General features: G+C 55.1%; 21 protein-coding genes. 12 read left to right on the top strand and 9 right to left on the bottom strand.

Translation table 11 applies throughout. The features are described 5' to 3' along the window. The coding region (locus tag ABEA92_RS30285; RefSeq protein WP_345689442.1) for a transposase domain-containing protein at window positions 1-402 on the bottom strand (402 nt) is incomplete at its 3' end. A 688-nt stretch (window positions 403-1,090) separates the two neighbouring features. On the opposite strand from ABEA92_RS30285, the gene ABEA92_RS30280 reads away from it, so the two are divergent. Next, entirely contained in the window at window positions 1,091-3,268 is a 2,178-nt protein-coding gene (locus ABEA92_RS30280) for a 3-keto-alpha-glucoside-1,2-lyase-like domain-containing protein (RefSeq protein WP_345689440.1), read from the top strand. A 348-nt stretch (window positions 3,269-3,616) separates the two neighbouring features. After that, window positions 3,617-4,360, top strand: coding sequence for a DUF3405 domain-containing protein (locus tag ABEA92_RS30275; RefSeq protein ID WP_345689438.1), 744 nt, complete (start codon window positions 3,617-3,619; stop codon window positions 4,358-4,360). Between the two features lie 1,820 nt (window positions 4,361-6,180). Here ABEA92_RS30275 and ABEA92_RS30270 read toward each other — a convergent pair. Continuing rightward, a complete protein-coding gene (locus ABEA92_RS30270) occupies window positions 6,181-6,771 on the bottom strand; it encodes a hypothetical protein (RefSeq protein ID WP_345689436.1) in 591 nt (196 codons plus the stop codon). 365 nt (window positions 6,772-7,136) lie between these two features. Between ABEA92_RS30270 and ABEA92_RS30265 the strand changes: the two genes are divergently transcribed. The 3 genes from ABEA92_RS30265 (at window position 7,137) to ABEA92_RS30255 (ending at window position 9,747) form a co-directional block, all read left to right on the top strand. Further along, entirely contained in the window at window positions 7,137-7,703 is a 567-nt protein-coding gene (locus ABEA92_RS30265) for an RNA 2'-phosphotransferase (protein ID WP_345689434.1), read from the top strand. Window positions 7,704-7,789: 86 nt separating this feature from the next. Beyond that, on the top strand, window positions 7,790-8,860 hold the full coding sequence (locus ABEA92_RS30260) for an ADP-ribosylglycohydrolase family protein (protein ID WP_345689432.1): 1,071 nt from the start codon (window positions 7,790-7,792) through the stop codon (window positions 8,858-8,860). Beyond that, on the top strand, window positions 8,860-9,747 hold the full coding sequence (locus ABEA92_RS30255) for a M28 family metallopeptidase (protein ID WP_345689430.1): 888 nt from the start codon (window positions 8,860-8,862) through the stop codon (window positions 9,745-9,747). Before ABEA92_RS30260 ends, ABEA92_RS30255 begins: the two co-directional genes overlap by 1 nt. 2 nt (window positions 9,748-9,749) lie before the next feature. On the opposite strand, the gene ABEA92_RS30250 is transcribed toward ABEA92_RS30255, so the two are convergent. Next, window positions 9,750-10,004 (bottom strand): ferredoxin family protein, encoded by a 255-nt coding sequence (locus ABEA92_RS30250; RefSeq protein ID WP_345689444.1) that lies wholly within the window; start codon window positions 10,002-10,004, stop codon window positions 9,750-9,752. 70 nt (window positions 10,005-10,074) lie between these two features. On the opposite strand from ABEA92_RS30250, the gene ABEA92_RS30245 reads away from it, so the two are divergent. The 5 genes from ABEA92_RS30245 (at window position 10,075) to ABEA92_RS30230 (ending at window position 16,335) form a co-directional block, all read left to right on the top strand. Beyond that, complete coding sequence (locus ABEA92_RS30245; protein WP_345689428.1) at window positions 10,075-11,520, top strand: sigma-70 family RNA polymerase sigma factor; 1,446 nt, start codon at window positions 10,075-10,077, stop codon at window positions 11,518-11,520. 475 nt (window positions 11,521-11,995) lie between these two features. Beyond that, a complete protein-coding gene (locus ABEA92_RS31465; RefSeq protein ID WP_425572524.1) occupies window positions 11,996-12,412 on the top strand; it encodes a hypothetical protein in 417 nt (138 codons plus the stop codon). A gap of 95 nt (window positions 12,413-12,507) precedes the next feature. Then, entirely contained in the window at window positions 12,508-13,116 is a 609-nt protein-coding gene (locus ABEA92_RS31460) for a thioredoxin family protein (protein ID WP_425572525.1), read from the top strand. Window positions 13,117-13,948: 832 nt separating this feature from the next. Then, window positions 13,949-14,332 carry a hypothetical protein gene (locus ABEA92_RS30235; protein ID WP_345689424.1) on the top strand — a complete coding sequence of 128 codons (384 nt, stop codon included), beginning with the start codon at window positions 13,949-13,951 and terminating at the stop codon, window positions 14,330-14,332. Between the two features lie 611 nt (window positions 14,333-14,943). Continuing rightward, window positions 14,944-16,335, top strand: coding sequence for a hypothetical protein (locus tag ABEA92_RS30230; protein ID WP_345689422.1), 1,392 nt, complete (start codon window positions 14,944-14,946; stop codon window positions 16,333-16,335). 95 nt (window positions 16,336-16,430) lie between these two features. On the opposite strand, the gene ABEA92_RS30225 is transcribed toward ABEA92_RS30230, so the two are convergent. From ABEA92_RS30225 to ABEA92_RS30215, 3 genes are all read right to left on the bottom strand, one after another. Next, the gene (locus ABEA92_RS30225; protein WP_345689420.1) at window positions 16,431-16,883 is read right to left on the bottom strand and encodes a thioredoxin family protein; all 453 of its coding nucleotides are present in this window, start codon (window positions 16,881-16,883) and stop codon (window positions 16,431-16,433) included. A 125-nt stretch (window positions 16,884-17,008) separates the two neighbouring features. Continuing rightward, window positions 17,009-17,740 (bottom strand): class I SAM-dependent methyltransferase, encoded by a 732-nt coding sequence (locus ABEA92_RS30220; RefSeq protein WP_345689418.1) that lies wholly within the window; start codon window positions 17,738-17,740, stop codon window positions 17,009-17,011. 72 nt (window positions 17,741-17,812) lie between these two features. Then, window positions 17,813-18,118: a hypothetical protein gene (locus ABEA92_RS30215; RefSeq protein ID WP_345689416.1), complete on the bottom strand. Its 306-nt coding sequence runs from the start codon at window positions 18,116-18,118 to the stop codon at window positions 17,813-17,815. 363 nt (window positions 18,119-18,481) lie between these two features. On the opposite strand from ABEA92_RS30215, the gene ABEA92_RS30210 reads away from it, so the two are divergent. Next, window positions 18,482-18,913, top strand: coding sequence for a Fur family transcriptional regulator (locus ABEA92_RS30210; protein ID WP_345689415.1), 432 nt, complete (start codon window positions 18,482-18,484; stop codon window positions 18,911-18,913). A gap of 339 nt (window positions 18,914-19,252) precedes the next feature. Here ABEA92_RS30210 and ABEA92_RS30205 read toward each other — a convergent pair whose 3' ends face one another. Next, on the bottom strand, window positions 19,253-20,896 hold the full coding sequence (locus tag ABEA92_RS30205; protein WP_345689413.1) for an alkaline phosphatase: 1,644 nt from the start codon (window positions 20,894-20,896) through the stop codon (window positions 19,253-19,255). Window positions 20,897-21,367: 471 nt separating this feature from the next. Here ABEA92_RS30205 and ABEA92_RS30200 point away from each other — a divergent pair, with 471 nt between their 5' ends. Further along, window positions 21,368-22,084, top strand: coding sequence for a hypothetical protein (locus ABEA92_RS30200; RefSeq protein ID WP_345689411.1), 717 nt, complete (start codon window positions 21,368-21,370; stop codon window positions 22,082-22,084). 97 nt (window positions 22,085-22,181) lie between these two features. Here ABEA92_RS30200 and ABEA92_RS30195 read toward each other — a convergent pair whose 3' ends face one another. Together ABEA92_RS30195 and ABEA92_RS30190 are read right to left on the bottom strand one after the other, a co-directional pair. Next, window positions 22,182-23,723 carry a PDZ domain-containing protein gene (locus tag ABEA92_RS30195; protein ID WP_345689409.1) on the bottom strand — a complete coding sequence of 514 codons (1,542 nt, stop codon included), beginning with the start codon at window positions 23,721-23,723 and terminating at the stop codon, window positions 22,182-22,184. A gap of 95 nt (window positions 23,724-23,818) precedes the next feature. Then, window positions 23,819-24,190 carry a hypothetical protein gene (locus ABEA92_RS30190; protein ID WP_345689407.1) on the bottom strand — a complete coding sequence of 124 codons (372 nt, stop codon included), beginning with the start codon at window positions 24,188-24,190 and terminating at the stop codon, window positions 23,819-23,821. Between the last annotated feature and the right edge of the window lie 107 nt (window positions 24,191-24,297).

Below are 24,297 nucleotides of genomic sequence, written 5' to 3'. Positions count from 1 at the left end.
GGGACAGTCCAGCAGCGTGCCATCAATGCCCATCATCCGCAGGCCCTTGTAGTAGGCAAATGAATGCTTGTCTGGAGAGCTTGCTAAAAGCTTGACGACCGACACGCAGAGTTTTTCCAACACGCTGACGGAGAGTCGTTTGCGTGCCATCGTGATCGTGGCCGAAGAGGGGACGGGCACCCAGCAAGCGGCCAAAAGCCGGAAGATTTGTCGATACTGCTTGCCAGGAAAGAGCCCCAAACCCACAATGAGCCAGACCAGCTGTTGGTTGTCGATACATTTGCAGTAGCGAGTCTTAAGATGGTCGCCGATACTACGTTGGATCACCTTCTGTGAGAGGACGCGTTTGAGACCACGAAGTCGGGCGGAATCCTTCAGTGACGGCTCAACATTCTGAAACATGTCGCATTTCCTTTGCGGGATTGGGCTTAGACACCACAATCATGCGGGGAAATGCGACTTTTTGAAATGTCAATTTAGCGGTATTGGCCTTACGGCCCGCGGCTCAAATAAACAACGAACTGTCGAGGCCTTCGTCGAGTAGGGTTTGAAAACGGTGCGCGGATGGAAGGCAGTGGGGGACGAAACTTTTGACAAGTTTCGCTACAGGCGGTTCGGCGTAGCGGAAGTCGTCAAGACTTTCGTCGGTCTATTGAGCCGCGACGCGTAAGCGGCCGGGTCCCATGCACGACCCGGTGCCTTACGGCCCGCGGCTCAAATAATCAACGAACTGTCGAGGCCTTCGTCGAGTAGGGTTTGAAGACGGTGCGCGGATGGAAGGCGTTGGGGGGACGAAACTTTTGACAAGTTCCGCTACAGGCGGTTCGGCGTAGCGGAAGTCGTCAAGACTTTCGTCGGTCTATTGAGCCGCGACGCGTCAGCGTCCGGGGCCCGCGCACGCCCCGGTGCCTTACGGCCTGCGGCTCACCGATTAGATTCATCTGGGCCGTGGAACGAAAGTCTTGACGACTTCCGCTACGTAAAACGCGCATCACATCGTTCTTGAGCCGCTCCTTTGCTTGACCCCAGGGAATTCGAGTATCATGGGCCACGTCTTGCTCGTTCCCCCAACATTGATAGGACTGCTTCGATGCGTTTGTTTGGCTTGGTCCACTGTTTATGGCTGTCGTTGTTTACCGTTGCAGGAGTTTGGTCGAGCTCCTGCCATGCCGATGAAGCAAATGATTCGGACGACTCCGCTGCCGAACAGATATCGCTGGTGTCACCTGAGGATGATTGGAGCCAGCCGTCGTTTTGGCGGACCGGCAATGGGAAACCTGTGGGTGAGGCCTGGGAGTTTGCTGAGGGTGAGGTGCGTTTAGTAAAACCTCGCACCGGCGACGGAAATCTGCTAAGCCCTCCTCTGCCGCCAAACTTTGAACTTGCTTGGGACTGGAAGATCTCGCCAAAAACCAATTCGGGACTCAAGTACCGAGTTCGCAAATTTGGCAACCGCTATTTGGGAGTGGAATACCAGATTATCGACGAAGCGATCCCGCTGAAGAACCCGAGCAATGGCTCGACCGCCGCGATCTACGATTTGCAAGCTCCTGTACTCGACAAGCCGTTGAAACCTGCCGGCCAGTGGAATCATGCGAGAGTGGTCGTCCAGGGAACTCATTTGCAACATTTCCTCAATGGAAAACTGGTCGCGGAAACATCCACCGTGGGAACCGCCTGGGACGCGATCTACGCTCGCAGCAAGTTTTACGTAGAGTCCGGTTTCGCCCAACCCCGCGAGGGCGACCGCGTGATGTTGACCGATCACGGCGGGAAAGCGGCATACAAGAACTTTCAGTTGACCATCTTGCCGGCACCCTCGGAAGCTCCCGTGGCACCGTCCACCGATGGGCCGTTTCTCGCGAACGGAATGCGGAATGGTTGGGCCGATCAAGACTCAATTGTGTTGTGGACTCGGACAACCCAAAACCGGGAAGCGAAGATGGATGGGCTGCCCTTTGTGAAATTGTCTAACCGCCAGGCACGAGAACTTGCACAGGGGACCGACGCGAACGAACTTCTTGCCGCACAATTACCTGCCGGAGCGGAACTCGATCAGATGCTCGGTGCATGCCCCGGCGCCGCCGGCGAAGTGCGGCTGACTTACTTCCCAAAATTAAAACGCTACGATTCGAAGACGACAGCATGGACGACGACGAACGCGTCACAGGATTTTACGGCTCAGTGGCATTTGAAAGATCTAAGGCCGGGGACCGAGTACGCAGCAATCGTGGAAACGCGACCGGTGGGCAGTAATCCAGATTCCGCGGAGTCATTGTCGGCGGTTTTGCGAGGCACCTTCGAAACGGCGCCCGAAGCGACAAGCAGCAAAGACGTACGGTTTTGCATGACCACCTGTCACGATTTTATTCGCCGAGATGATGGCGATTTGGGACACAAAATCTATCCTGCCTTTGAAAAGATCAGCCCTGATTTCGTCGTGCACGCCGGCGATATCGAATACTACGACAAACCCGATCCATGGGCGATGACCAAGGAATTGATGCGGTTCAAGTGGCAGCGAATTTTTGCCTTGCCAAACAATCGCCGCTTCTATGCAAACCACACCACTTACTTCATCAAAGACGATCACGACACGCTCAAGAACGATTGTTGGCCAGGAGCTCGCTACGGATCGGTCTCTTTCGAAGAGGGCGTCCAGCTGTTTAACGAAGAGCAATTTCCCTCGCATCAGCCGCGTTACAAAACGGTGTCCTGGGGCAAGCATGCACAGATCTGGGTTTTAGAAGGTCGCGATTTCCGTAGCCCCAATACGATGCCGGACGGACCTGAGAAGACAATTTTGGGCAAGGAGCAAAAGGATTGGTTGTTGCGAACGCTAAAGGAATCCGATGCGACCTTCAAATTGCTGTTCAGCCCGACGCCGATTGTGGGGCCGGACCGTGATAACAAGAGTGACAACCACGCCAATGACAACTTCGTTCACGAGGGAGACGAGCTGCGGCGGGCATTTGCAGAGATCGACGGTTTGATCATCTTTTGCGGCGATCGACATTGGCAATACGCATCGCTCGATAAAGAATCAGGACTTTGGGAATTCGGCTGCGGCCCCGGAAGCGCCGATCATGAACTGGGATGGAAGCCAGGCGACAAAAGGCCAACGCACCAATTTTTGCGAGTCGCAGGTGGCTTTTTGTCAGGGCAAGTCAAAGCCAAGGGAAAGGATGGCAAGCCCGAACTGACACTGCGTCATCACGAGGTCAATGGCAAACGAGTAAGCGAGTTCCGTTTCCCTGTCAAAGAATAATGGTTGTGATGCGAGCTCGCTGTCGGAGCTAACCGTTGTTTGAAGACGCATCGACCGCGAAACGAGGTAGCGGAATTCGTCAACGACTTGTTGTTTTATTCGTACGATGGACTTCCTAGTCCGTCGAATGCGCCATTGACGGACTAGAAAGTCCATCATGCCCCCCTTGCCGCAGGAAACATCATTAAATCAACAAGCCGTCAACGACTTGTTGATTTAATCGAAATGTAAGTTGCAACAGTGAGCCGTGGGCCGTAAGGCACCGGGTAGCGTGCGGGACCCGGCCGCTGACGCGTCGCGGCTCAGTAAATCAACAAGCCGTTGACGACTTGAGGACGTAATATCGAAATGAACATTTGCGTGTTGTTCCTGACTCATGAATCAAAACCTTCGATCATGCAGCATTTTGATTCGATTACATTGCCTGCGGGTTGGAGCAAGCATTTGCTGGTCGACGAGGATTCGTGCGCGGTCAGCGATTTTGGCAACCGCAATGTCATCGGGTTCCGTCATGATAACCTAGTGAAGCTTGGCTATCGGCCGATTGCTGCAACGATCGTCCCAGGCAGTGCCCATTTCCCCGTGATTGAGTTTGCCTACACGCACCAGTATGACTACGTTTGGGCAATCGAATTTGACGTGCACTGGACCGCCAACTGGCTCGATTTTTTCAACCAATTCGACCATCACGCGGACTTCTTGACCACTCAATTGCGGAGGTTTGATTCGGATCCCGAGTGGGTCTGGTGGGATTCGATGCAATCACCTCCCGGAACCCTTTTCCCGTGGCATCACCCGCATGCGTCACTGGCGTCTTTCAATCCGATCTACCGGTTGTCGTCTGCCGCGGTCGCCGCATTGCGACGTCGATTTTTATGGGGTTGGACGGGGCACAACGAGGTGACGATCGCTACCCTGCTGGAACAGGATGGATTTATCGTCGCAGACATGGACAGTGAAAGCGAATTCAAACGCGGCCCCCATTGCAAACGTGTTTATTCACTGGACACGATGCGATGGAGACCAGAATTCAGCCTGCAAGACGTTTCAACCTTTCAGCCCAATCAGCTCTATCATCCCGTAAAGCATTGATATCACGGTCGAGCGAGCAGCCTTTTCTTGTCAAGCGAGCCATCCTTTCGTTAGCCCGTCAAATCCGAAGATCAAAAATCCTAAGACAAACACCACCAAGCACGTTGTCCTACTCCGTTTCTGCTGATTCTGCGTAGCGAACCTTGCAAGCGGCTTATTGATTTGCTGAGCCGCGACGCGTCAGCGTCCGGGTCCCATGCGCTACCCGGTGCCTGACGGCCCACGGCTCAAATAGTCAACGATCCGTTGCGGCTTTCGCTGAGTAGGGTTAGAAGACGTTGCGCGGATGGAAGGGGGAGGGGGGACGAAACTTTTGACAAGTTCCGCTACAGCCGGTTCGGCATAGCGGAAGTCGTCAAGACTTTCGTCGGTCTCCTGAGCCGCGACGCGTCAGCGGCCGGGCCCCACGCACGACCCGGTGCCTGACGTCCCACGGCTCAAATAGTCAACGATCGATTGCGGCTTTCGTTGAGTAGGGTTGGCAGACGTTGCGCGGAAGGAAGGGGGAGGGGGGACGAAACTTTTGACAAGTTCCGCTACAGGCGGTTCGGCGTAGCGGAAGTCGTCAACGGCTTTCGTCGGTCTCCTGAGCCGCGACGCGTAAGCGGCCGGGTCCCACGCCCTACGCGATGCCTGACGGCCCACGGCTCAAATAGTCAACGATCCGTTGCGGCTTTCGCTGAGTAGGGTTAGAAGACGTTGCGCGGAAGGAAGGGGGAGGGGGGACGAAACTTTTGACAAGTTCCGCTACAGGCGGTTCGGCGTAGCGGAAGTCGTCAAGACTTTCGTCGGTCTCCTGAGCCGCGACGCGTAAGCGGCCGGGTCCCACGCGCTACCCGGTGCCTGACGGCCAACGGCTCAAATAGTCAACGATCCGTTGCCGCTTTCGTCGAGTAGGGTTAGAAGACGGTGCGCGGATGGAAGGCGTTGGGGGGACGAAACTTTGGACAAGTTCCGCTACAGGCGGTTCGGCGTAGCGGAAGTCGTCAAGACTTTCGTCGGTCTCCTGAGCCGCGACGCGTAAGCGGCCGGGTCCCACGCGCTACCCGGTGCCTGACGGCCCACGGCTCAAATGGTCAACGATCCGTTGCAACTTTCGTTGAGTAGGGTTAGAAGACGTTGCGCGGATGGAAGGGGGACGAAACTTTTGACAAGTTCCGCTACTACAGCCGGTTCGGCGTAGCGGAAGTCGTCAAGACTTTCGTCGGTCTCCTGAGCCGCGACGCGTTAGCGGCCGGGTCCCACGCACAACCCGGTGCCTGACGGCCCACGGCTCAAATAGTCAACGATCCGTTGCGGCTTTCGCTGAGTAGGGTTAGAAGACGTTGCGCGGAAGGAAGGGAGAGGCGGGACGAAACTTTTGACAAGTTCCGCTACAGGCGGTTCGGCGTAGCGGAAGTCGTCAAGACTTTCGTCGGTCTCCTGAGCCGCGACGCGTGAGCGGCCGGGTCCTATGCACGACCCGGTGCCTGACGGCCCACGGCTCACATAGTCAACGATCCGTTGCGGCTTTCGTTGAGTAGGGTTAGAAGACGGTGCGCGGATGGAAGGGAGAGGCGGGACGAAACTTTTGACAAGTTCCGCTACAGGCGGTTCGGCGTAGCGGAAGTCGTTAACGGCTTGTTGTTTTAGTCGTACGATGGACTTCCTAGTCCGTCGAATCCACCATTGACGGACTAGGAAGTCCATCCTACACCCCTTGCCGCAGGCACCTTCACTAAATCAACAAGCCGTCAAGACTTTCGTCGGTCTCCTGAGCCGCGACGCGTCACTCGTTTCGCGACGAGAAACCTAACAGCGTTTCCCTCCGCTTCCGCGTCTTAGGATTCTGATGAGGAATCGTCCTTTGAAGCATCGTCCGAAACAGAGTTGTCCAATGCGTCACCAAGTTGCATCATGAAGAAGTTCATTTCCTCTTGGTTCTGGTTAATCTGCTCGCGCCACTGCGCTTCGGTCAGTTCAAACGCTTGCTCGCCAAATCGTTCGACTGTTAGACGCGTGCTCTGGACGACAACGCGGCCGTTAAGGTTGCTGAACCATTCCAAATACAAACATTTACGTAAAGTGAACGGCGGCTTCTCGCCCGCCCTCAATCTTCGAAGCAATTCTTCGGTCGGAATCTCGTGGTGCTTGATGACTTGATCGGCCGTGATATCGCCGACGACTCCAGATTGATCAAGACTAATGCCGCTGTAATCGGGTGGAACGTCGCCACCGAAACCTCGATCGAGCTCCGGCGATTCGCGATGGATGCGAAACTTCCATCCGGCTAAATCGGGATGACAATTGCCCGACAGTTTCAATTGCATTCGCTCGGCGAAGCCTTCGAGTTGTAACCAACCGACGGTCCAGCCGAGTTGTGTGTTATCGAGCTCTCCGCCTTCTACAAGGTGCGTCGGTCGCCATGCCATTTCAGTCACTTCACATCTGAGTAACGAAGCTTTCTGTGATTGTGTTTTTCATCCTACCATTTCGGCGTCGTTGATTCAGCTGAAATTTTTGTGGTTGGCATTTGCTAGAAAAGGATACGCAGGGCGTTTTGCACGGTCGTGACGGCGATTACCACGGACCATCGTGCCCCAAAATTGCTGAGCCTTGCCATTTCGTCCGCGACCTACGTTGTTTGCAATTGGCAGCTGCCTATGGAGTTTCGTGGATCATTTTGCGTCGGCGCCGCGAGCTTTGGGCTTGTTGTCGCGGTGAAACCGACCTTAGCGAAACTTCTCATCCCACGTGCCATCCCAGATGACTACTCTTTTCGGTTAGAATCGACGCCATGAAAACAGACAAGTCACTCGTCACGATCAGCAAATTTTTGAGTTTGGTACTTCGGCACCAACCCGAAATCGTAGGCATGACGCTCGACGAAGAGGGATGGCTGGACATCCATGAACTGATCTCCGCAGCAAACGCACGCGGAACGCCTTTGTCGTTGGAACTTGTTCACGAAGTCGTTGCGACGAACGATAAGAAACGGTTTGCGCTCAGTGACGATGGTCGTCGTATTCGCGCGAATCAAGGGCATTCGGTATCGCGGGTCGATTTGAACCTCAATCCGCAGACGCCTCCGGATACGCTTTTCCACGGCACGGTCGCTGCGTTTATCGAAAGCATCCGAGCCAGTGGCTTGCAGAAACGGTCTCGTAACCACGTGCATTTGTCGGCAGACGAGTCCACGGCAACCAAGGTCGGATCGCGGCGTGGCAAGCCCATCATCCTGCGCGTCAACACCGCAGCGATGCACCACGATGGACATCGCTTCTATCGTTCCGCCAATGGCGTTTGGCTGGTCGATGCAGTGCCGGTGGAGTATCTAAAATTCCCGCAGCCGAATCCGCGATGACGCCGGGATTCCGCTGTACGCTGTTCGTTTTTCGACTCGCACTTCTGCGATCCCCTCATTCTACGAGTCATTTTGGAGCCAATTGAGTGAAGCGTGACGCCATCATCGGTTGCATCTTGGGAACGGCCGTGGCTGATGCACTCGGTTTGCCGTACGAAGGTGTTTCGCCCAATCGAGCACCGCGATTGCTCGGCCCGCCGGATCGCTATCGATTCTTCTTTGGGCGAGGCATGATTTCCGATGACACCGAACACACGTGCATGGTCGCCCAGTCGATGATTGAGGCCCTGTCGGATTCTGGGGAACACGTTGACATTGATCGGTTCACGATGCGTTTCACGTGGCGGCTGCGTTGGTGGATTTTGGCTTTCCCCGCGGGGGTCGGCAAAGCGACTGCTCGCGCGGGAATCAAACTTTGGTTGGGGGCGAAGCCACAAAACGCGGGCGTATATTCTGCGGGTAACGGGCCAGCGATGCGTGCGGCGATTTTCGGAGCCGCAGTCGACGACGTTCCCTTGATGCGGGAACTGGTGCGTGCATCGACGCGGATCACCCATACCGATCCCAAAGCCGAATTTGGTGCGGTTGCCGTGGCTTTGGCCGCAAAGCATGCCCGCGAACACGTTTCACCCGATGCGAACCTTTGGCTCGAACAAGTTGTCGATACGCTTGGCGAGGATGCTGCCGAACTAGTCGCTTTGCTTCGGCAAACGGTCGAAAGCGTCCATTCCGGCGATTCGACGCAAACGTTTGCTCAGTCACTGGGACTCGGTCATGGCGTCACGGGGTACACCTACCACACCGTCCCGGTCGCCATTCATGCTTGGTTGTCACACCCGCGAGACTTTTCCGGTGCGGTGGCGACGATCATCGAATGCGGTGGCGACGCAGACACGACTGCCGCGATTGTTGGCGGAATCGTTGGTACTGCGGTTGGACGCGATGGAATCCCACAGCCGTGGATTGAGGAAATCGCGGAGTATCCACGAAGTGTTTCGTGGATGCAGAAACTTGGCGCATCGCTCGCCGACACGATCGAACGCAAACCACTCGCGTCCGTTCCGGCTCTCAACCCAATCGCCATTCTGCTTCGCAATTTACTGTTCTTATTGATCGTCCTTTTTCACGGATTCCGCCGACTTGCTCCGCCGTACTGATGAATATTGACCGTGAACCCATCGAAGCGAACCTACGTCTGCATGTCGATCGACTTGCGGGGCTGATCGGTCCACGCACGCTGCAAAAGCCCAAAACGATCCAGGCGACCATTGGCTACATCCAGTCGCAATGGCAGGAGATGGGGTATACGATTCAGCGTGAAACCTATGACGCCGAGGGCGACGAGGCGACAAACCTGATCGTGGAACAGCCCGGCACCAAACGTGCCGAAGAAATCGTGCTTCTTGGTGCCCATTACGACACCGTGTTCTGCACCCCGGGGGCTGACGACAATGCATCTGCCGTCGCCGTCATGTTGGAAGTCAGTCGGCTGCTTCGAGAATACCGTGGGCGGCGAACCGCTCGATACGTCGCGTTCGCATGCGAAGAACCGCCGTACTTCATGATCGCCATGGGCAGCCAACATCATGCTCGCCAATCACGTAGCCGCGGTGACAAGATCGTCGGCATGCTCTGCTTGGAAATGGTGGGCTACTACAGCCTCACCCCTGGCTCGCAATCGATTCCTCCGGGGATTCCCAAATGGATGCACCGGTTCTTTCCAAAACGAGGAAACTTTCTCGCCGCCGTCGGCAACATGGCGTCGTGGAAATTGTGTTGGCAGTTCCGTCGCGGTTTCAAACGTGGTACACGACGAATGCCATTGTTTTCGATCTGTTTACCCGAGAAGATCCAAGAGATTCGGCTCAGCGACAACAGCTCGTTTTGGGACAAGGACTATCCCGCATTGATGCTGACCGACACCAGCTTTCTTCGCAATCCAAACTATCATCAATCCACCGACACCCCTGAGACACTCGACTATCCACGCATGACCGAAGTCACGCTGGGCGTGGCTGCGGCGATGCGTAAACTACTGGGATAGCCTTAGTCGTGGGCCGAGGGGCATTCTTTGGATTTTGTCGCGCCGAGTGCAATGAATCCTTTCCACGCCTCCGGCACATCGTCTTCATAGAAAATCGCTTCGGCAGGGCATTCCGGAACACAGGCTCCGCAGTCGATGCACTCGTCCGGGTCGATGTAAACCATCGCCTCGTCTTCGCGAAAACATTCGACAGGGCAAACGGGCAAGCAAGCTTCGTCTTTGCAGCCGATGCAGGGCTGGGTAACCACCATTGTCATTCGATCGCCTTTCATTTTAAGTTGGTTTCTCGTCCAATAAGGGCGTGAGAAAGGAATTTGGTAACCGGACATGGGCGAAGCAAAAAAATCAAAAAATGTCCCCGTGCTTACGGACCAGCCGGATGGATGGCTGCTGCGCCAGTGGAAATTGGGGGATGAATGCGCTGCGGAGGTTTTGTTCGACCGCTATTCCATCCGCCTGGTCGCCTTGGTCGCCAGCCGCCTGAATCGCAGGTACCGAAGCACGATCGCGCCCGAAGAGATCGTTCAGTCTGCGCTGGGCAGTTTCTTTAACGCCGTCAAACACAGCCGCATTCACGCCAGCGGTAACGTTTCGCTATGGCGGTTGTTAGCGACGTTTGCTCGGCGAAAGATGGCACGATCAATCGAGCGTCAAGCGGCTGCGAAACGCGGTGGCGACCGAGATCGGATTTCGCTGGATGATGTTCACGTGACCCCGATCGATGACAATAATGAGTCCGACGATGACGAAGCCGACCGATTTCTGCACACGCTCCGAGCAGAACTTCCCGAGCCACTTCGCGTTGTCGTCGAAGGGTTATTGATAGGGCTAACTCAGCGAGAGCTCGCTGATTCACTCGGAATCGATGAGCGAACAGTCCGACGCCGGCTGTTACGGGTTCGCACGATGCTCGCCCCAGAGCGTGGGACCGATGCCGACGTGCAAGCATCAACAAACACGCAACCGACGCTGCCGCGAGTGAGCTACCACCAATTTGTTCTTGGAAAATTGATCGGAGCGGGTGGTTTTGGAAAGGTTTACAGGGCGGCGATGCAGTCGGACGGCAGCATCGTTGCGGTCAAGTTTATGCGTAAAGCGTTCTGGCAGAACGCGCCAGCGCGGCAAACCTTCCTGCGTGAAATTGATGCAGCGTCACAAATCGCGCACCCCGGCGTGATTCGTTACCTTGGCTATGGCGAATCACCGCATGGCGGACCCTACGTTTTGAGCGAGTGGGTCGACGGCCAATCGCTTCATGACATCGCCAATGCGACGATCGAACAATTTACGGGTTGGCTAATTCAAGTCTGCGGTGCGATTGATGCTGTCCACGATGCTGGTCTCGTCCACGGCGATCTTTCGCCAAGCAATATCCTGGTCGACAAACACGATCGAATCACAATCACCGATTTCGGATTCTCACAAGTCTTTGCAGCCGACACGCCCCCGATCCTAGGTGGCACTCTTGGCTTCGCGGCTCCCGAACAAATCGATCCGTCCTTTGGCCGTGTCAGTCCCAAAACGGACATCTATGCCATCGGCGGATTGGTTCACTGGTTCCTTTATCGACAACCGCCGAATCACGGAAATCAAATTGGCGACATCATTGCTCAAACGATGGCAAATCCAAAGCCAGACGCTTCGCGTTTCGCAGACGCACCGCCGCCGTTCCAAGCGATATTGGATGCAACGTTGCTGAGTTCGCCTTCGCAGCGGATCAATCGTGCGAGTGCACTCGTCATGCTGCTGGCACCGATGCGACTCGGGCGGTGAACTGCAACGCTTCGGTCGATGCAACATCTGCAGGATTAACACCTCGCGAACACGCTTCGGTGTCCGGAAAAGTCCAGTCCTGTTACGGTGTCCGCCTCCGATGCGCGGCCGATCCGTCGATTTGTCAAATCAGACTGATTCACCAGATTCGACAGAACTTTTCCATGCCCTAGTGGCCGACCCGGTGGTGTCACCGTTCGATCAAACCAGAACAAGATCGACGTTGGTTGAAGAAGGCAGTTCGTCCTGGGTAGCGAACGCGGAATTTCCAAGTCCACCCAGATCGCCATCAGTTCTCGTCCGCTTCTTAAACGGTATGCAGTTTGCTCAGACTTCGCTAACGCGTCGCTGCTTACGAGAATTGACAAGCCGCTGATGGCCTCCACTAAACTGAACCCGTCGGTACGGCCTGAGGAAGTCCTAGAGCGATATGCGTCGCGTACTCCCTGCGGTACCTTAGATTAAAGTGATTGCGATGTTTAGATTTTTCGACATTTACAATCGGAACAAGCGTGCGTTGTCCGAGCCATCACACCTTCGCAAGGAAATTGAATCTTGGGGCGGCAAGGTGATTCAGCAGCGTGCGATCGGCCGGCCGACGGAGGCACCGTTTCCAAACACAAGAGTGTTTCCAATTCTTTACGAGTTTCGCGTGGATCACGAAGGTCGGGAGGGCATATGGTACGTCCGCACGTCAAACGACGATGGGCCACCTGATTGGGCCTGGTTCAATCTAGATCATAAAGACTCGCTTCCGATCGACCACCCGAACGCGGTTGTAATTACCGAACCCATCACGATCAGCCGGAATCCTAGTTGGCTGATTGTTGCTGTGATGATCATCGTCATCGGGATCGTGGTCTCTCTCGCCGTGACGATCGTTATGGGATAAACCACCATTGTTGAAATCAGAACCGGCCACTTCTCGCGGTTTGTCGAATCCTTGGGAACGGGCCTTTGATAGGACGTGATTTCATCTTTGCGTCCGTGCCGCTTGAGCATCTCAGGAAAGCGTTCCACTTCGATGTCGGCAAAGTCATTTTCCAAGTGCGAACTTTGGTGGGTCGTACCAACCAAGTTGTTTTCGTTCGTAATGAGCTTGTATTAAATCCGCCGAAAGACCTAGAGGAACGCAATCCAGAGTTTGCAACGGCGACGACTGTCGTGACTGACGAAAACGATGACGACGTCAAACTCAACAGTGAGAACCCCGTCGTGTTGGATTTTTTCGGCGACGACTGCCCCGTGTGTCGTCAGCTTGAAACGCTGCTATTGCCCGTAGCAAAGAAGGATGCCGAAACAGCTGTTTTCGCTCGCGTGAGCGTGCAGCAAGCCCCCGAGCTGACTCAGCAATACGAAGTGCGAGCGCCTTCCCACGCGGGTGATGATCCACCAGGGCGAGCTGCTGTTTCAATGTGCGGAATTGACAGCACGACCACCCCTTCAAGCGGCTCTCGAAAAAGCAATGCTTCGAACGCGCTAAAGGAACGGCGGGTGGCTAACCCTGGGCCGCTAAATCAATGGGGTTGCAGTGGCCTTGTCGTTGCGCAGGCATTTTTGCCACCTCTCCACCAATTTCGAAGACTGCTGATTTAGTAGCAAGCGTATAGGCCGGAGGCCGAAACATGACTTGCCGTTGGCGTGAGCCAACGGTTTAGGGGGCGGCCTGTCGCCGTAAGGCCGGAGGCCGAAACACTGACCGAAAGTGGGTCGCCCGCTGGGCTATATTTTCCTACCACCGCTCGCCGGTGGCTCACGCCATCGGCAGAGGGTGTGTCGGCCTCCGGCCTGTGGTCAATGCTACTAAATCAGCAGTCTACTTCGTCGGGGGCGAGGTAACTAAAGAAGTCGCCAGAGGCAAAAGACTAGCTCCCGAAATCGACGGCGACTTCGAAGCAGACGATTGGATATTAAAGCGCCGCAGAATCGAGCCGATTGAATTCATTTCCCTGACTCGCCCTGATCTCCGCCGACATTTCTCAAAGTTGACTCGGCCAGTGAAGTTTCCGCCAATACGTAGTTTTTGCCAGCACCAGCGCCGGCACCGGTGCAGTGAAGCGGACCTTCCAAGACCGCTTCGATCGACTTGGCTTACTGAACACGGAATACAAGATTTGGCCCAGGCGAAGCCTTCTCCCTGGCGGAAAAGAGTCCTGACACCTTCGATCCCTCTTGACACCTTTGATCCCTCCTTGGGGAGCAATTGGCCGAATTGCTCGTGATATGGGAGAGTCTTTCTGCATCTGAGCAAGCCCATTTGCTAGCAACCGCTCGACAATTCGCGGCATAGAATAATCCTACTACAAGTGGCGAGAATCCACCCATTTCGCATGCGGGTTTCAATAGCTTGCGTTTTTGCTCAACTTCCAGTAGAATCCGGGCCAAGTACGTGTATTGGTGGGGTACACGTACGACAGGAGCCAATAAGATGGCTGAAAACAGAAACGATGCGTTCTACGTCGAGGTACTTCTACCTCCGAGTGTTTGGAAGCCGCTCACCCAGAGCTACCCCTACAATTTCGGCTTCGGCACAGGTTATCGTCACTCCGATTTCCGACATGCAAATTGCGAGCGTTGGGGTTCCATCATTCGTCCTGATCAACATGCGTTTGGTTCACTCAACGAATATCAAGAAGTGACCTATGGCCCTTTCGAAACCATGGCAGAAGGGGTAAATCTTTCGAGAGGTATCTCCAGTTGCCTGGCATCGTCCAAAGATTATGGACGAGAGCTTGTCGCAATCCGAATATCCACAGATTTCTGTAAGGTCGTTCTACGAAATTGGACGGGGGTAACCGGCGGCGAGAACTAATTTACAGAGGCGGATGCAACGGCTTGCATCTGTCGCATTGGTTTCCAAGAGACTCGTAAGAGCCTAGAGACGCCTCATAACATCGGCACAACCGCTCTCTTCTGCCAATCGCTATACCCCCTCCCCCGGTACGACCGCCCCGCCCGGTGCAATCACTAAAGTACGCCCGACCGACTAAGGGAGAGGCTTCGGACAGGCGTTGCCAGGGTCAGGTTTTGTGTTCGGTGTTCAATCAGTCAAGTTCATCGACGCAGGTTCTAATGGTCTGTTTAACTACAGCGGTGGCCGACGTCGGTGAGTTGGTTTTCTGTCCACTAGGCGAGGCCTCAGGATGCATTCTTTAATCGAGTTGACGGCGACACGTCGTCTCGGCTTGTGACCGGCTTGGACTCAGATCAGACACGCCGCCGCTCGTATCATCCGGCTGGCTGTGGTTTGGGTGGCTGCGGTTTGGCTGGCTTGGAAAATCAATGACTGAGGCATCTATTCGCCAGACGCGGACGCACAGGAAACTGGCGCTGCTTTGCGATTTGGGTTCCTGTTATCCTGCCACGCGGTCATCGCATTGACTCTGTTCCGTGGAAACTTGCACCGCTTTGAGGTCGTTCATCGTGTTTTTTAAGCCGAAAGCTAACCTGTCCGACGCCGAAAAGTCACGGTTTGAACTTTGCTTGCAACAGATTGCCGAATGCATCGGCTTTGAGCGGTTCACGCTACCAGTGCTGAGCCCAAAAACGTTGTTCGAGGTCTACGAAACCGAGCGAAACCCGCAACACGTGATTCAGTTCCTCGGCAAACACCTTGACCATGATGTCAACGGGATTCAGGTTCGTGTTGCTCTGCCGCAAGCGCAAAGCGCCGGCGGTGGCTGTTGCGGTGGCGGGTCTTGCAGCGGTCCCAGCGAGTTGGCGGGGCGTTATGAACCGTCAAGCCGTTCGATCATGCTCGATATGCCGATCGATAGCGATCCGGCCATGGGGCTTGCTACGCTAGTTAATGGTGTGGTCAGCGATCTGCTTTGGCAAAACGACTACGCGGGAGCACACTTACCCGAACAAGTGGAGTTAGCCGTGGTTGGGACGGGGCTTGGCATGCTCCGCAACCGCATTGGCCTCGTCGCAAAGCAGCCGACGTGCTGGGATTCGACACAGTGGGAATTGATCCCACGTCCGTTTCTCGATTGCCAAGCCCTTGCCTATACCAATGCAATTGCCGCCTGGGCTCGCGACGATGCGACACCCGAGTGGGCAAATGATTTACCGGGCGACGTTAAAAGCCCACTGGGAAAATCGCTCAAATTCTTGCTGAAAACCAATGACTCCTTTTTTCAACCGCGAGCGAAGCGATCTTTGTTGACGCAGTCGCAAAGCGAATGGTGGAAATTGGCAGCAAGTGCATCCGCATCGAGTCAAGTGATCGCGATCCGGCATTTGCAGTCCGACGGCAAACTGAACGACCAGCAGGAATCGTTGCTGTTGGAAAAGCTACGCTGCTCAAACCGGGCGATCATGCTCAACGCGCTTGCGGCCACCGAACGGATGGTTACAAAGCACGAAGCGGTTGCCAGTGAACGGATTGCCAGTGAATCGATTTTCGGTGAACTACGCGTGTTAACGGACCATCGTGACGACGAAGTCCGCGCCAAGGCCATGTGTGTCCTGGCAAGACTGGGTAAGTTGGATGAACCAACGGTCGAGACCGCCGCGATGATGTTGGAAGACCATCAAAAGCACCTGGTTTTCGCCGGCGTGTATGCCCTCTCCACACTCGACACGGTTCCCGAGCGAGTCGTCCCGTCCTTGGATCGATGTTTTGTTCGCGTGTTGCGAGCGTGTGACTACGAGTTCATTGATTTGATTGTCGCGGCCTACCGGCGTTGGCTGGATGATCCTCAATCGCACTTTGAAGCTCTGCTGCAGGACAGCCCTGAACATCTGCCAATTGCACTGGAGACACTAGAGAAGGCTCCCGAACCACTCGTGCAAATCCGTCGTGGGGCCTGACGGAAGGTTCGACGACGATGATCTTGTTGCCTCGGTGAGCTGCAAAGATCATCGTGCTCAAAGACTGCATTTGCAAGTCATGTTTCCGCCGCAAATCACGGTTCGGTAAGCCGGAGAACTTCGCCTTCGAGTAGATCAATGGAAATCGGAAAACTGCGTGTGATGACGGGTTCCCCTTGATCAAACAGCACATACGTCGGACAAATCGTACCGCCGAGTTGTGCAACCCTTTGAGCGTTGGCATTGAAGTCGACTCGGATAACATCAATGTTGCCCTGCAAAGATTCACGCAGACGCACGACGTCGCTTTTCGTTTGCGCGCATCGCGGACAATTGAAATCGACTCCGAACTCGACGAGCACCGGTGATTTGCTCGCTCGAACGTACTCGTCCAATTGTTTTCCGCTGATCACCGGCAGCCCGTTTTCGATCGTGTCGGTCGATGTTGGTTCTACACGGCTAACCCCGCAACCAACCATGGCCGTTAGAAAGCACACCAGCAGTGAACCCGACACTCTCTGGGCGAACACCGTACGACTATGTTTCATCGCATTGAGACTCATTTGCCAGCCCTTGCTCTGTTTAGCAATTTCGAAATCGAAGCGTCTGGTACCGGTAATCCGTAACGGCTCGACTTTGCCAAAGGTTGAACGAAACTTCCACGGGTGAGGGTTCAATTGTTCGATGAACGCTTCGATGGATCCTGGGTGGTCCGCCGCGTGAACCAGGCATGGATCAGCCCCGTCTGCAGGAATTTCACGGGAGACTCGAATCCGCCGGAGACCATTAGTCGCTTCACTTCGTCGGGTGGTAACACCGCCACGTCGCGACCGTAGGCCGCCTTCATCCGCTCCACTCCGTCCGACGGAACATCGGCGGTCCGCATGACGTGCCACCAGATTTCCAGCAATCTCTCATACTCGGGTGAATCGGTGTCTGCAGCCAAATCGGCGTTGACAAGCCGTCCGCCGATTCTCAGTCGCTCGCCAATCTCGCGAAAGAAATCCGCTCGATCCTCTCGGTCCAAAATGAACTGCGAAACGAGCAGCGAGGTGGCCACGTCGAATGGTTCCGTTGAGGGGAGCGAGTCAAGGTAGCCGCCGTGGAACACACAACGAGAACGAATTCCATGCTCTTCCGCCTTCCGTTGGCAAACCTCAAGCATCGGCGCCGAGGGTTCCACCGCCGTGAACGTCCATTGCGGGTGCCGCTCGGCGAGCCGAATCAGCTCCCAACCGGTGCCAGCGCCGACACAGAGCACGCGACAGACCGATGGCATGTCGGAAAGCATCGCCTCCATCAACAAATGCAACGCATCTCGAAGCGGCGCTAGTCGCGTCTGCATCTGATCGTATCCCGACGCACAATCTCGGTCGAAAAACCGTTCTGCCTCTTGTTGCTTCATCGCTATCTCCAAAATGTTTTTGTTGGTCATCAAAACGGACGACGTCCCGCCCCCAGCACCATGTCTGCTGGTTCAGCAACCCCACTGCAATCGAGTTTTCACGATCGATTCCTCGTCGTCGGGCCATTCGCATCCCGATGCCGCGGCCCACCAGAATCCATACGGATTCATCCGGATCTTCACCGCTCTCGCATTGATGTCGTCGTAGGTTTCGTCGCCGCTTTGGATCAAAACCACCCGCGGTGTCGCAGGCGGTAAAGGCGGCAGCAAGTTTGCCTTCGTGGTGTCGGAGACAACCATCACCGGAGCGACGGGATCCTTCGCATGAACCGCAACACCGGCAAAGCAATTCAATACCAAGAACAGGAGCAAACGCATCGCTACCCTTCAAAAATGTCACGCCTCCACAAGACTGCCGCACATGCAATACGTGTGCATGTAAATAGTGTTCGATCAAAAATAATTTTTTGGGATGAACGAGACAACGAGTCATGCCGACGCACGCTCGCGAGCCAAACGTCGGAAAAGGCGGAGAGGTAACCGTTTTGGTAGCTTAGGTTCGAAGGGGAGAGGGACTCGTGCCCGCGTTCACGAGGAAAGGGGGGGATTCGTCGCTTCGACCACTACCAGAGCGGGGAGAACTTGGGGGCATGGTTCGCTGGGAACAAGACGGTTTCTTGCAAAGACATTGCATTTAGATAGAATGGGGTATTGCAGCCTTCTGAAACGCTGGAAACCAAAATGACCAAGAACGACGAATCGCTTGACCTGGTCAAGCAAGCGATTCGCGACGCGGGGCTACGAGCCACGCCGGCGCGAATTGCCACTTTGCAATTACTTCGCGCATCGACGTCCCCGCTCACCCATGCGGTCGTCGCCGAGCATCTCGCCACCACCGGTGTTGACAAGGCAACTGCGTTTCGCAACTTAAACGACATGGTGGACGCGGGGTTGTTGCGCCGAACCGAAGTCGGCGATCACGTCTGGCGTTTCGAAGCGATCATGGGTGAACCGGGGCATGACTCGGCACATCCCCACTTCCTCTGTGTCGATTGCGGCAATGTCTCCTGTCTGGACGACGTCAAGCTGACCGCAGGCAGCCAGCGAGCGAGCGAAAAAGTCGGTGAAGTCACCGAAATCCTGCTTCGCGGCCACTGTAATGAGTGCCGCTAAGCCGATTAGCGTTTGCGACTGACGAAACGAGGCGTCCTAGCAGCTGTTCGAAATAACTTCGTCATTCGAGTTTTGTTACAAATCACGTGGGTGAAGTATTTTCTATGTAGTGGACGAAGCTATGAGTCCCGTCGTGCCACTAAGTCGCTCGGACTCGTAGCCTCGTCCACTACTTCCAAAGCTGGCCGACCTACGCCTATTCCCGTAAATCTCTAGCGGAACGGCCCACACGCCACCGGAAGGTTCATGTTATTTGGAAAATATTTCAAAATGACGAAGTTATTTCCGAACGGTTCCTTCGAACCAATCGTTCGTACCCCTCTCGGTCGAGCATTTTTGTTACTCGATCGGTTTTGGAACGAAGGCATCGGGACGATCCAGGTTGAAATAGTGACCATGATCGGCGGTCAGAATCAATGCCGTTTGGTCCCAGCCCCCGTGCTGTTCAATCCACGACACGACGGCGGCAAATGCGTCGTCGCCGCTGTGGACCGCACCGATCGAATTGTCGATGTTGTTCGAGTGATTCGCCCAGTCGACATCACCGCTTTCAATCATCAACCACCAACGGTCGGAACGTGAATCGAGAACGTCGAGTGCCGCGATCGCCATCTGATCCAGTTTGACGTTTTCGTGCAGGTCGGCTTCGCTATAGACTTCAGCCTTTTCCGGTTTCGAACTGCCGTAGCTGACCACGGGGTCGTAGTTGCCATCGGCGGTTTGATACGGCAAGTGGCCACCTTGGGCGCCAAAGTAACCGAACAAACGCTTGTCACTCTCTTTGGCTTTGCGGACCCCCTCGCTAAGGACTTTAGGCCCCGCAACACCTGGAGTTCGCTGTGCCACGACGTACTTGCCGCCGTTGTTGACATCGATCGTAGACAAATCGTCCGCCGCGATGTACTTGTTGCCGGGGACGTAGTTATCGCCCTGTGCGCCGTCTTTGTCTTTGTCGATCCCCCAGCCGCCACCGATCAACACATCCACTCCGGGCAAACCGCCAGGATGGAAAACCGAGGGTCGGCCGATCAAGTCACGTGTCAAATCTTGATAATCATTGCGATGCACGTTGTTTCCATAAGCGCATCCCGGTGTCGCGTGGCTGATCGGCACACTCGTCACCACCCCGATCGCAAAGCCATCGTCTTGTAACTTGCGAGCGATCGGCAGCACTTCGCGGCCCATGAAGTCAACGTTCATGGCATCATTGTACGTCTTGATCCCGCAGGTTAACGATGTCGCGGTTGCCGACGATTCTGCGTACGCATGTTTGGTCTTTTTGCTCTTGCCGATCGGATAATCGGCATCGACCCCCGGTCGCCAGGGGGCATCGCCGCCAAGCGAGGCGTCATAACCGCCACGAAGTTTGCCATCCGGATTCACAACGGTCTGGGTGTTCACGTCCACGGACGTGCCTTCGTTGTGAGGGCTGGTGACACAGTAACCGAAGTCCGTTTTTGCACCTCGATAGTCCAGGAAATGTAATCCTTCGCCACGCCCTTCGTGGTAGATCTTGCCCGACTTTGCGATCGCAGCAACTCGAGTGATATCCCAATCCATTCCATCGAACACAAACAAGATCACACGCTTCTTGCCAGATTCGATTGCCGACGTTTGCAGTCGATAGACATCGGTCTGGTCAAAATAATCCGCCTTCGGATTGACCGTGTTCTCAGGAACGGAGCCATACAGTTTTTCGATCGCCGACGCGTCGCGATACAAGCTGTTCTTTCCGCTGACCGAATCCAAATCGATTCCGAAGGTGTATACGGGGATCAAGCGATTGCTGTGCGTCTTCCAGCTCGAATACTTTTCGGGTGAGGGCCCCCAGTGCCCCCAGTCGGCGCGTCGACTGGTAACCGCATCTGTTTGCATCTTCGCGATCGGATCGACGTTTTCCGCCACCGCAGGCAGGGAAACATCCAAAATCATCAGGAAGGCGAACACCGACAGACAAAACCTGGAACTGGGGTTTGAATGCATCACTTACACTTCGATGGGTGGGCGGGAGGATGGGCGGGAAAGCATCACGAAGGGAGCCTTGGAGGGTTATAATAGTCGATCGTGAATCGAAGCACAGCACATGTCGCCGCCTGTTTTGCAAAAGTCGGAAAGCGTGATGGGAAATGAGGCAACGCGGCGGGGAGGGGAGCGAAAATGCAGGTTAGCCGTTTTGGCCTACGCGGTGACGCCGTTCCTGGTAACGGGACTCGTCGAACGGCTTGTTGTTCTATCCGTACGATGGACTTCCTAGTCCGTCGAATCCACCATGGACGGACTAGAAAGTCCATCCTACGTCATGGACGGACTAGAAAGTCCATCCTACGTCATGGACGGACTGGAAAGTCCATCCTACACACTTGCCGCAGGAAACTTCACTAAATCAACAAGCCGCCCGCGACGTTCGCGACGCTAAATCAGCACGAACTCGATCCGAAGAGAGTAGCCGCAATCATGGTCGTCGAATCGTTTGTCGGAGCGTGCATCCTGGCGCTGGTCCACCTGTATGCGGGGCGTCTCCGCTTTCTTGACGTGATCCCTCGTAGTCGCTGGCTATCGATCGCCGGTGGTGTGGCCGTTGCCTACGCCCTGGTGCACCTGCTGCCTGAACTGCAACAGCACCACGAGGTACTTCGCACGACCGTGGCCGCGAATGGTTTTCAGTCGCTTGGCGATCATCTGCTGTGGTTGATGGTGCTGAGCGGATTGGTGGTTTTCTACGGGCTGGAGAAGATGGCGATCCGTTCGAAAACCAAGTCGGGTGAATCGAAAAGTCCGGCGTTCTGGCTGCACATTATTTCTTATGCCATCTACAACGCGCTACTCGGCTACTTGTTGGTGCGTGAAGATCGCGGCCTGCAATCGCTGTCGTTGTATCTGGTTGGCATCGGTTTGCATTTTCTAGTCAATGACCATGGGCTGCGGCAACACCATCGCCAGCGTTACCACCATGCTGGACGCTGGGTGCTGTCCGCGGCGGTGTTAGCGGGATGGGCGGTCGGCGTGACCACCGAGCTTCATGAAGCGTTGACGGCATCGACGATCGCGTTTTTGTCAGGTGGGATTCTGCTGAACACGTTCAAGGAAGAGTTGCCGGAAGAACGGGAGAGCCGTTTTTGGGCGTTTGCACTGGGTGCGTTTAGCTACGCGGGTTTGTTGCTAGTCGTGTGAAACCTCCAAAAACGAATTTCGCCAGCGATTGAGGCAGGTAGCCCAATGCTGGCGAATTTCGCGAGACGTTCTCAGTTTGACAGTCAACCGTTACCGCTTATCGAAAACTAGACATTAACTTTTCGCGGCTGGTCAATTGCACCCGAACCGTTCGTTCTTCATCTTCACGTCGGATTTTGACGCGAACATTCTCCGATGGCTTTTTATCCTTGATCATCTTGACCAAACCTGCGGGGGAATCGACCGAGTCGCCGTTGATCGAGACGATTGCATCACCGGCTTGCAAATTAGTCTCCGCCGCAGGGCTTTGCGGATGGATGCCAAGGATCACGACGCCTTCGTCCGTTTCGCCCACTGCGATACCAAGTGCGGCCTGTGACGCGTTGGCGTTGTCGCCGGATCGTTGATGATCACCGGATCGTTGATTGTTTGACGCGTGCGTCGATGAGCGGTCGGATTGATTCGACGATGCATGCGTCTGACGACTTGAATCCTGTGCGGATCGTCGAATGTTGCTGCGGTCGCTTGCTCGATCGCGACGAGCGACTTGCTTTGGCGGCGAGACATTCACCGATTTTCCATTGGCCATCACCTCGTCGGCCACCATCGCGGGTTCGCCGTTCACCTTTGCGGGACGCACGATCAACCGCAGTTCGTCACCCTCGCTCAGATTCAACTGATCCACCTTCGATTTCGCTCCAAGGTTGACGGTTGCTTTTTTGCCGCTTTGGCATTGGATTTCGGCGATCACGAATTGACGATCGTAGTTTCGAAATTGGGCAGTTCGCATGCTAAGCAGCTCGCCGCGAACCCGTTTTGCATTTCGACTGGACGGCAAATTGACCGTAACCTTGTCGCCGCCGCTGGACACCGTGCTGGCGAGCAACATCGACCTGTCATTGACTCGTCCTTTGCGGCCCGTGACGGTAATCTCATCACCTTCGCCGAGATTCAAGCGTTCGATCTGTGACTTGGGACCGAGGACCGCTTTGGCGGGCCAGTTGTCTTCGCTGCGAATGCGAGCGATGACACAAGGCTCGTCGATGCCGACGATCGTTTCCGATCTCAGCTGCAAAATCTTACCAGTAACCGTTTCCTGCGATCGATTCGCCGCTTGACGACTTTGCGATTGGTTGCGATCACGGTCGTCGGCCTCTTGCTTGAATGCAACCGCGCGATCGCCTCGCTCGGCCGAAGCCTTTTGACGCCCTGCATCGTGCTGCTGCGAACGGGCTCGCGAATCATCCTGTTTTTGCGAATGTCGCTTCTGGGCATCACGGTTTTGAGCATCGCGGTTTTGGGCATCGCGATTGGCACGTTGGCGACTGCTTTCACGAGCTTTCTCGAGGTCGTAGGTGAAAATCGTTTCGACCGCATCAAAGCTGCCATCGTTGTCATAGTCGATGGCCATGCGAATCCAACCGCTCGGCGAGATTCGATAGTTGGGATCGCTGCTGGTCGCTGATTGACGCTGTGAGGATTGATTCTGCGAATCACTCCCGCGTTGGCTGTCTTGCTGGAGCGACTTTTTAGCCTGCGAATCCTCGGCAGCGCGTGCGTCGTTATCGCCGGCCAGAGCGAGACCGCTTGTGCATAGTGAGGCAAGACAAACGGTCGTGAAGAGTTGATGTAATCTCATTGCGTTTGTTCCTAATGATTGGGGAAAGGCGGATGAACTCAATTGAATTGAGTCGCCATGACTAGACTCGTTCTGAAGCGAGTCGCAGCATGGATCTATTCGTAAAATTCGTCGTACCGATCGACACCGACGGGGCCCTCGTCGTCTAGCCCGTACTCGTTGTCGTCGTACCAATTATCGAAGTCGGGTTCGTCGTCATACCAGTCGTTGCTGTAGTAGTTGTCGCCGTACCACGCTTCGCCATCGTCGAACTCATCGTTGTCGTAATAGCTACCGAAGTAGTCATTTTCATAGTCGACGGACGAGTCTGAATCGAACCAGTCGCCTGGGTCATACCATTCCTCTTCGTGATACCCCTTGCCCGGGTCCCACTCATAATCGTCTGCGGTTGCCGGCTGGAAGGAAACGACGGCAAGTGCGATGGCACTAGCCAGACTCGCTAGCCAAGATCGAGTGTTGATTCGCATCGGTTAGCTCCGTGTGAATGTGAATTGAAGGTTTCGAAGACAAGATTGTTCGCTGAAACAACAATTTGGTGGGTGGTGATCGACCACGTTTCGGCATGACGGGCCTC

The sequence above is a fragment of the Novipirellula caenicola genome, assembly GCF_039545035.1.
Taxonomy (GTDB): domain Bacteria; phylum Planctomycetota; class Planctomycetia; order Pirellulales; family Pirellulaceae; genus Novipirellula; species Novipirellula caenicola.
The sequence above is the reverse complement of the archived record's forward strand: the minus strand, read 5'-3'. Positions and strand labels throughout refer to the sequence as shown.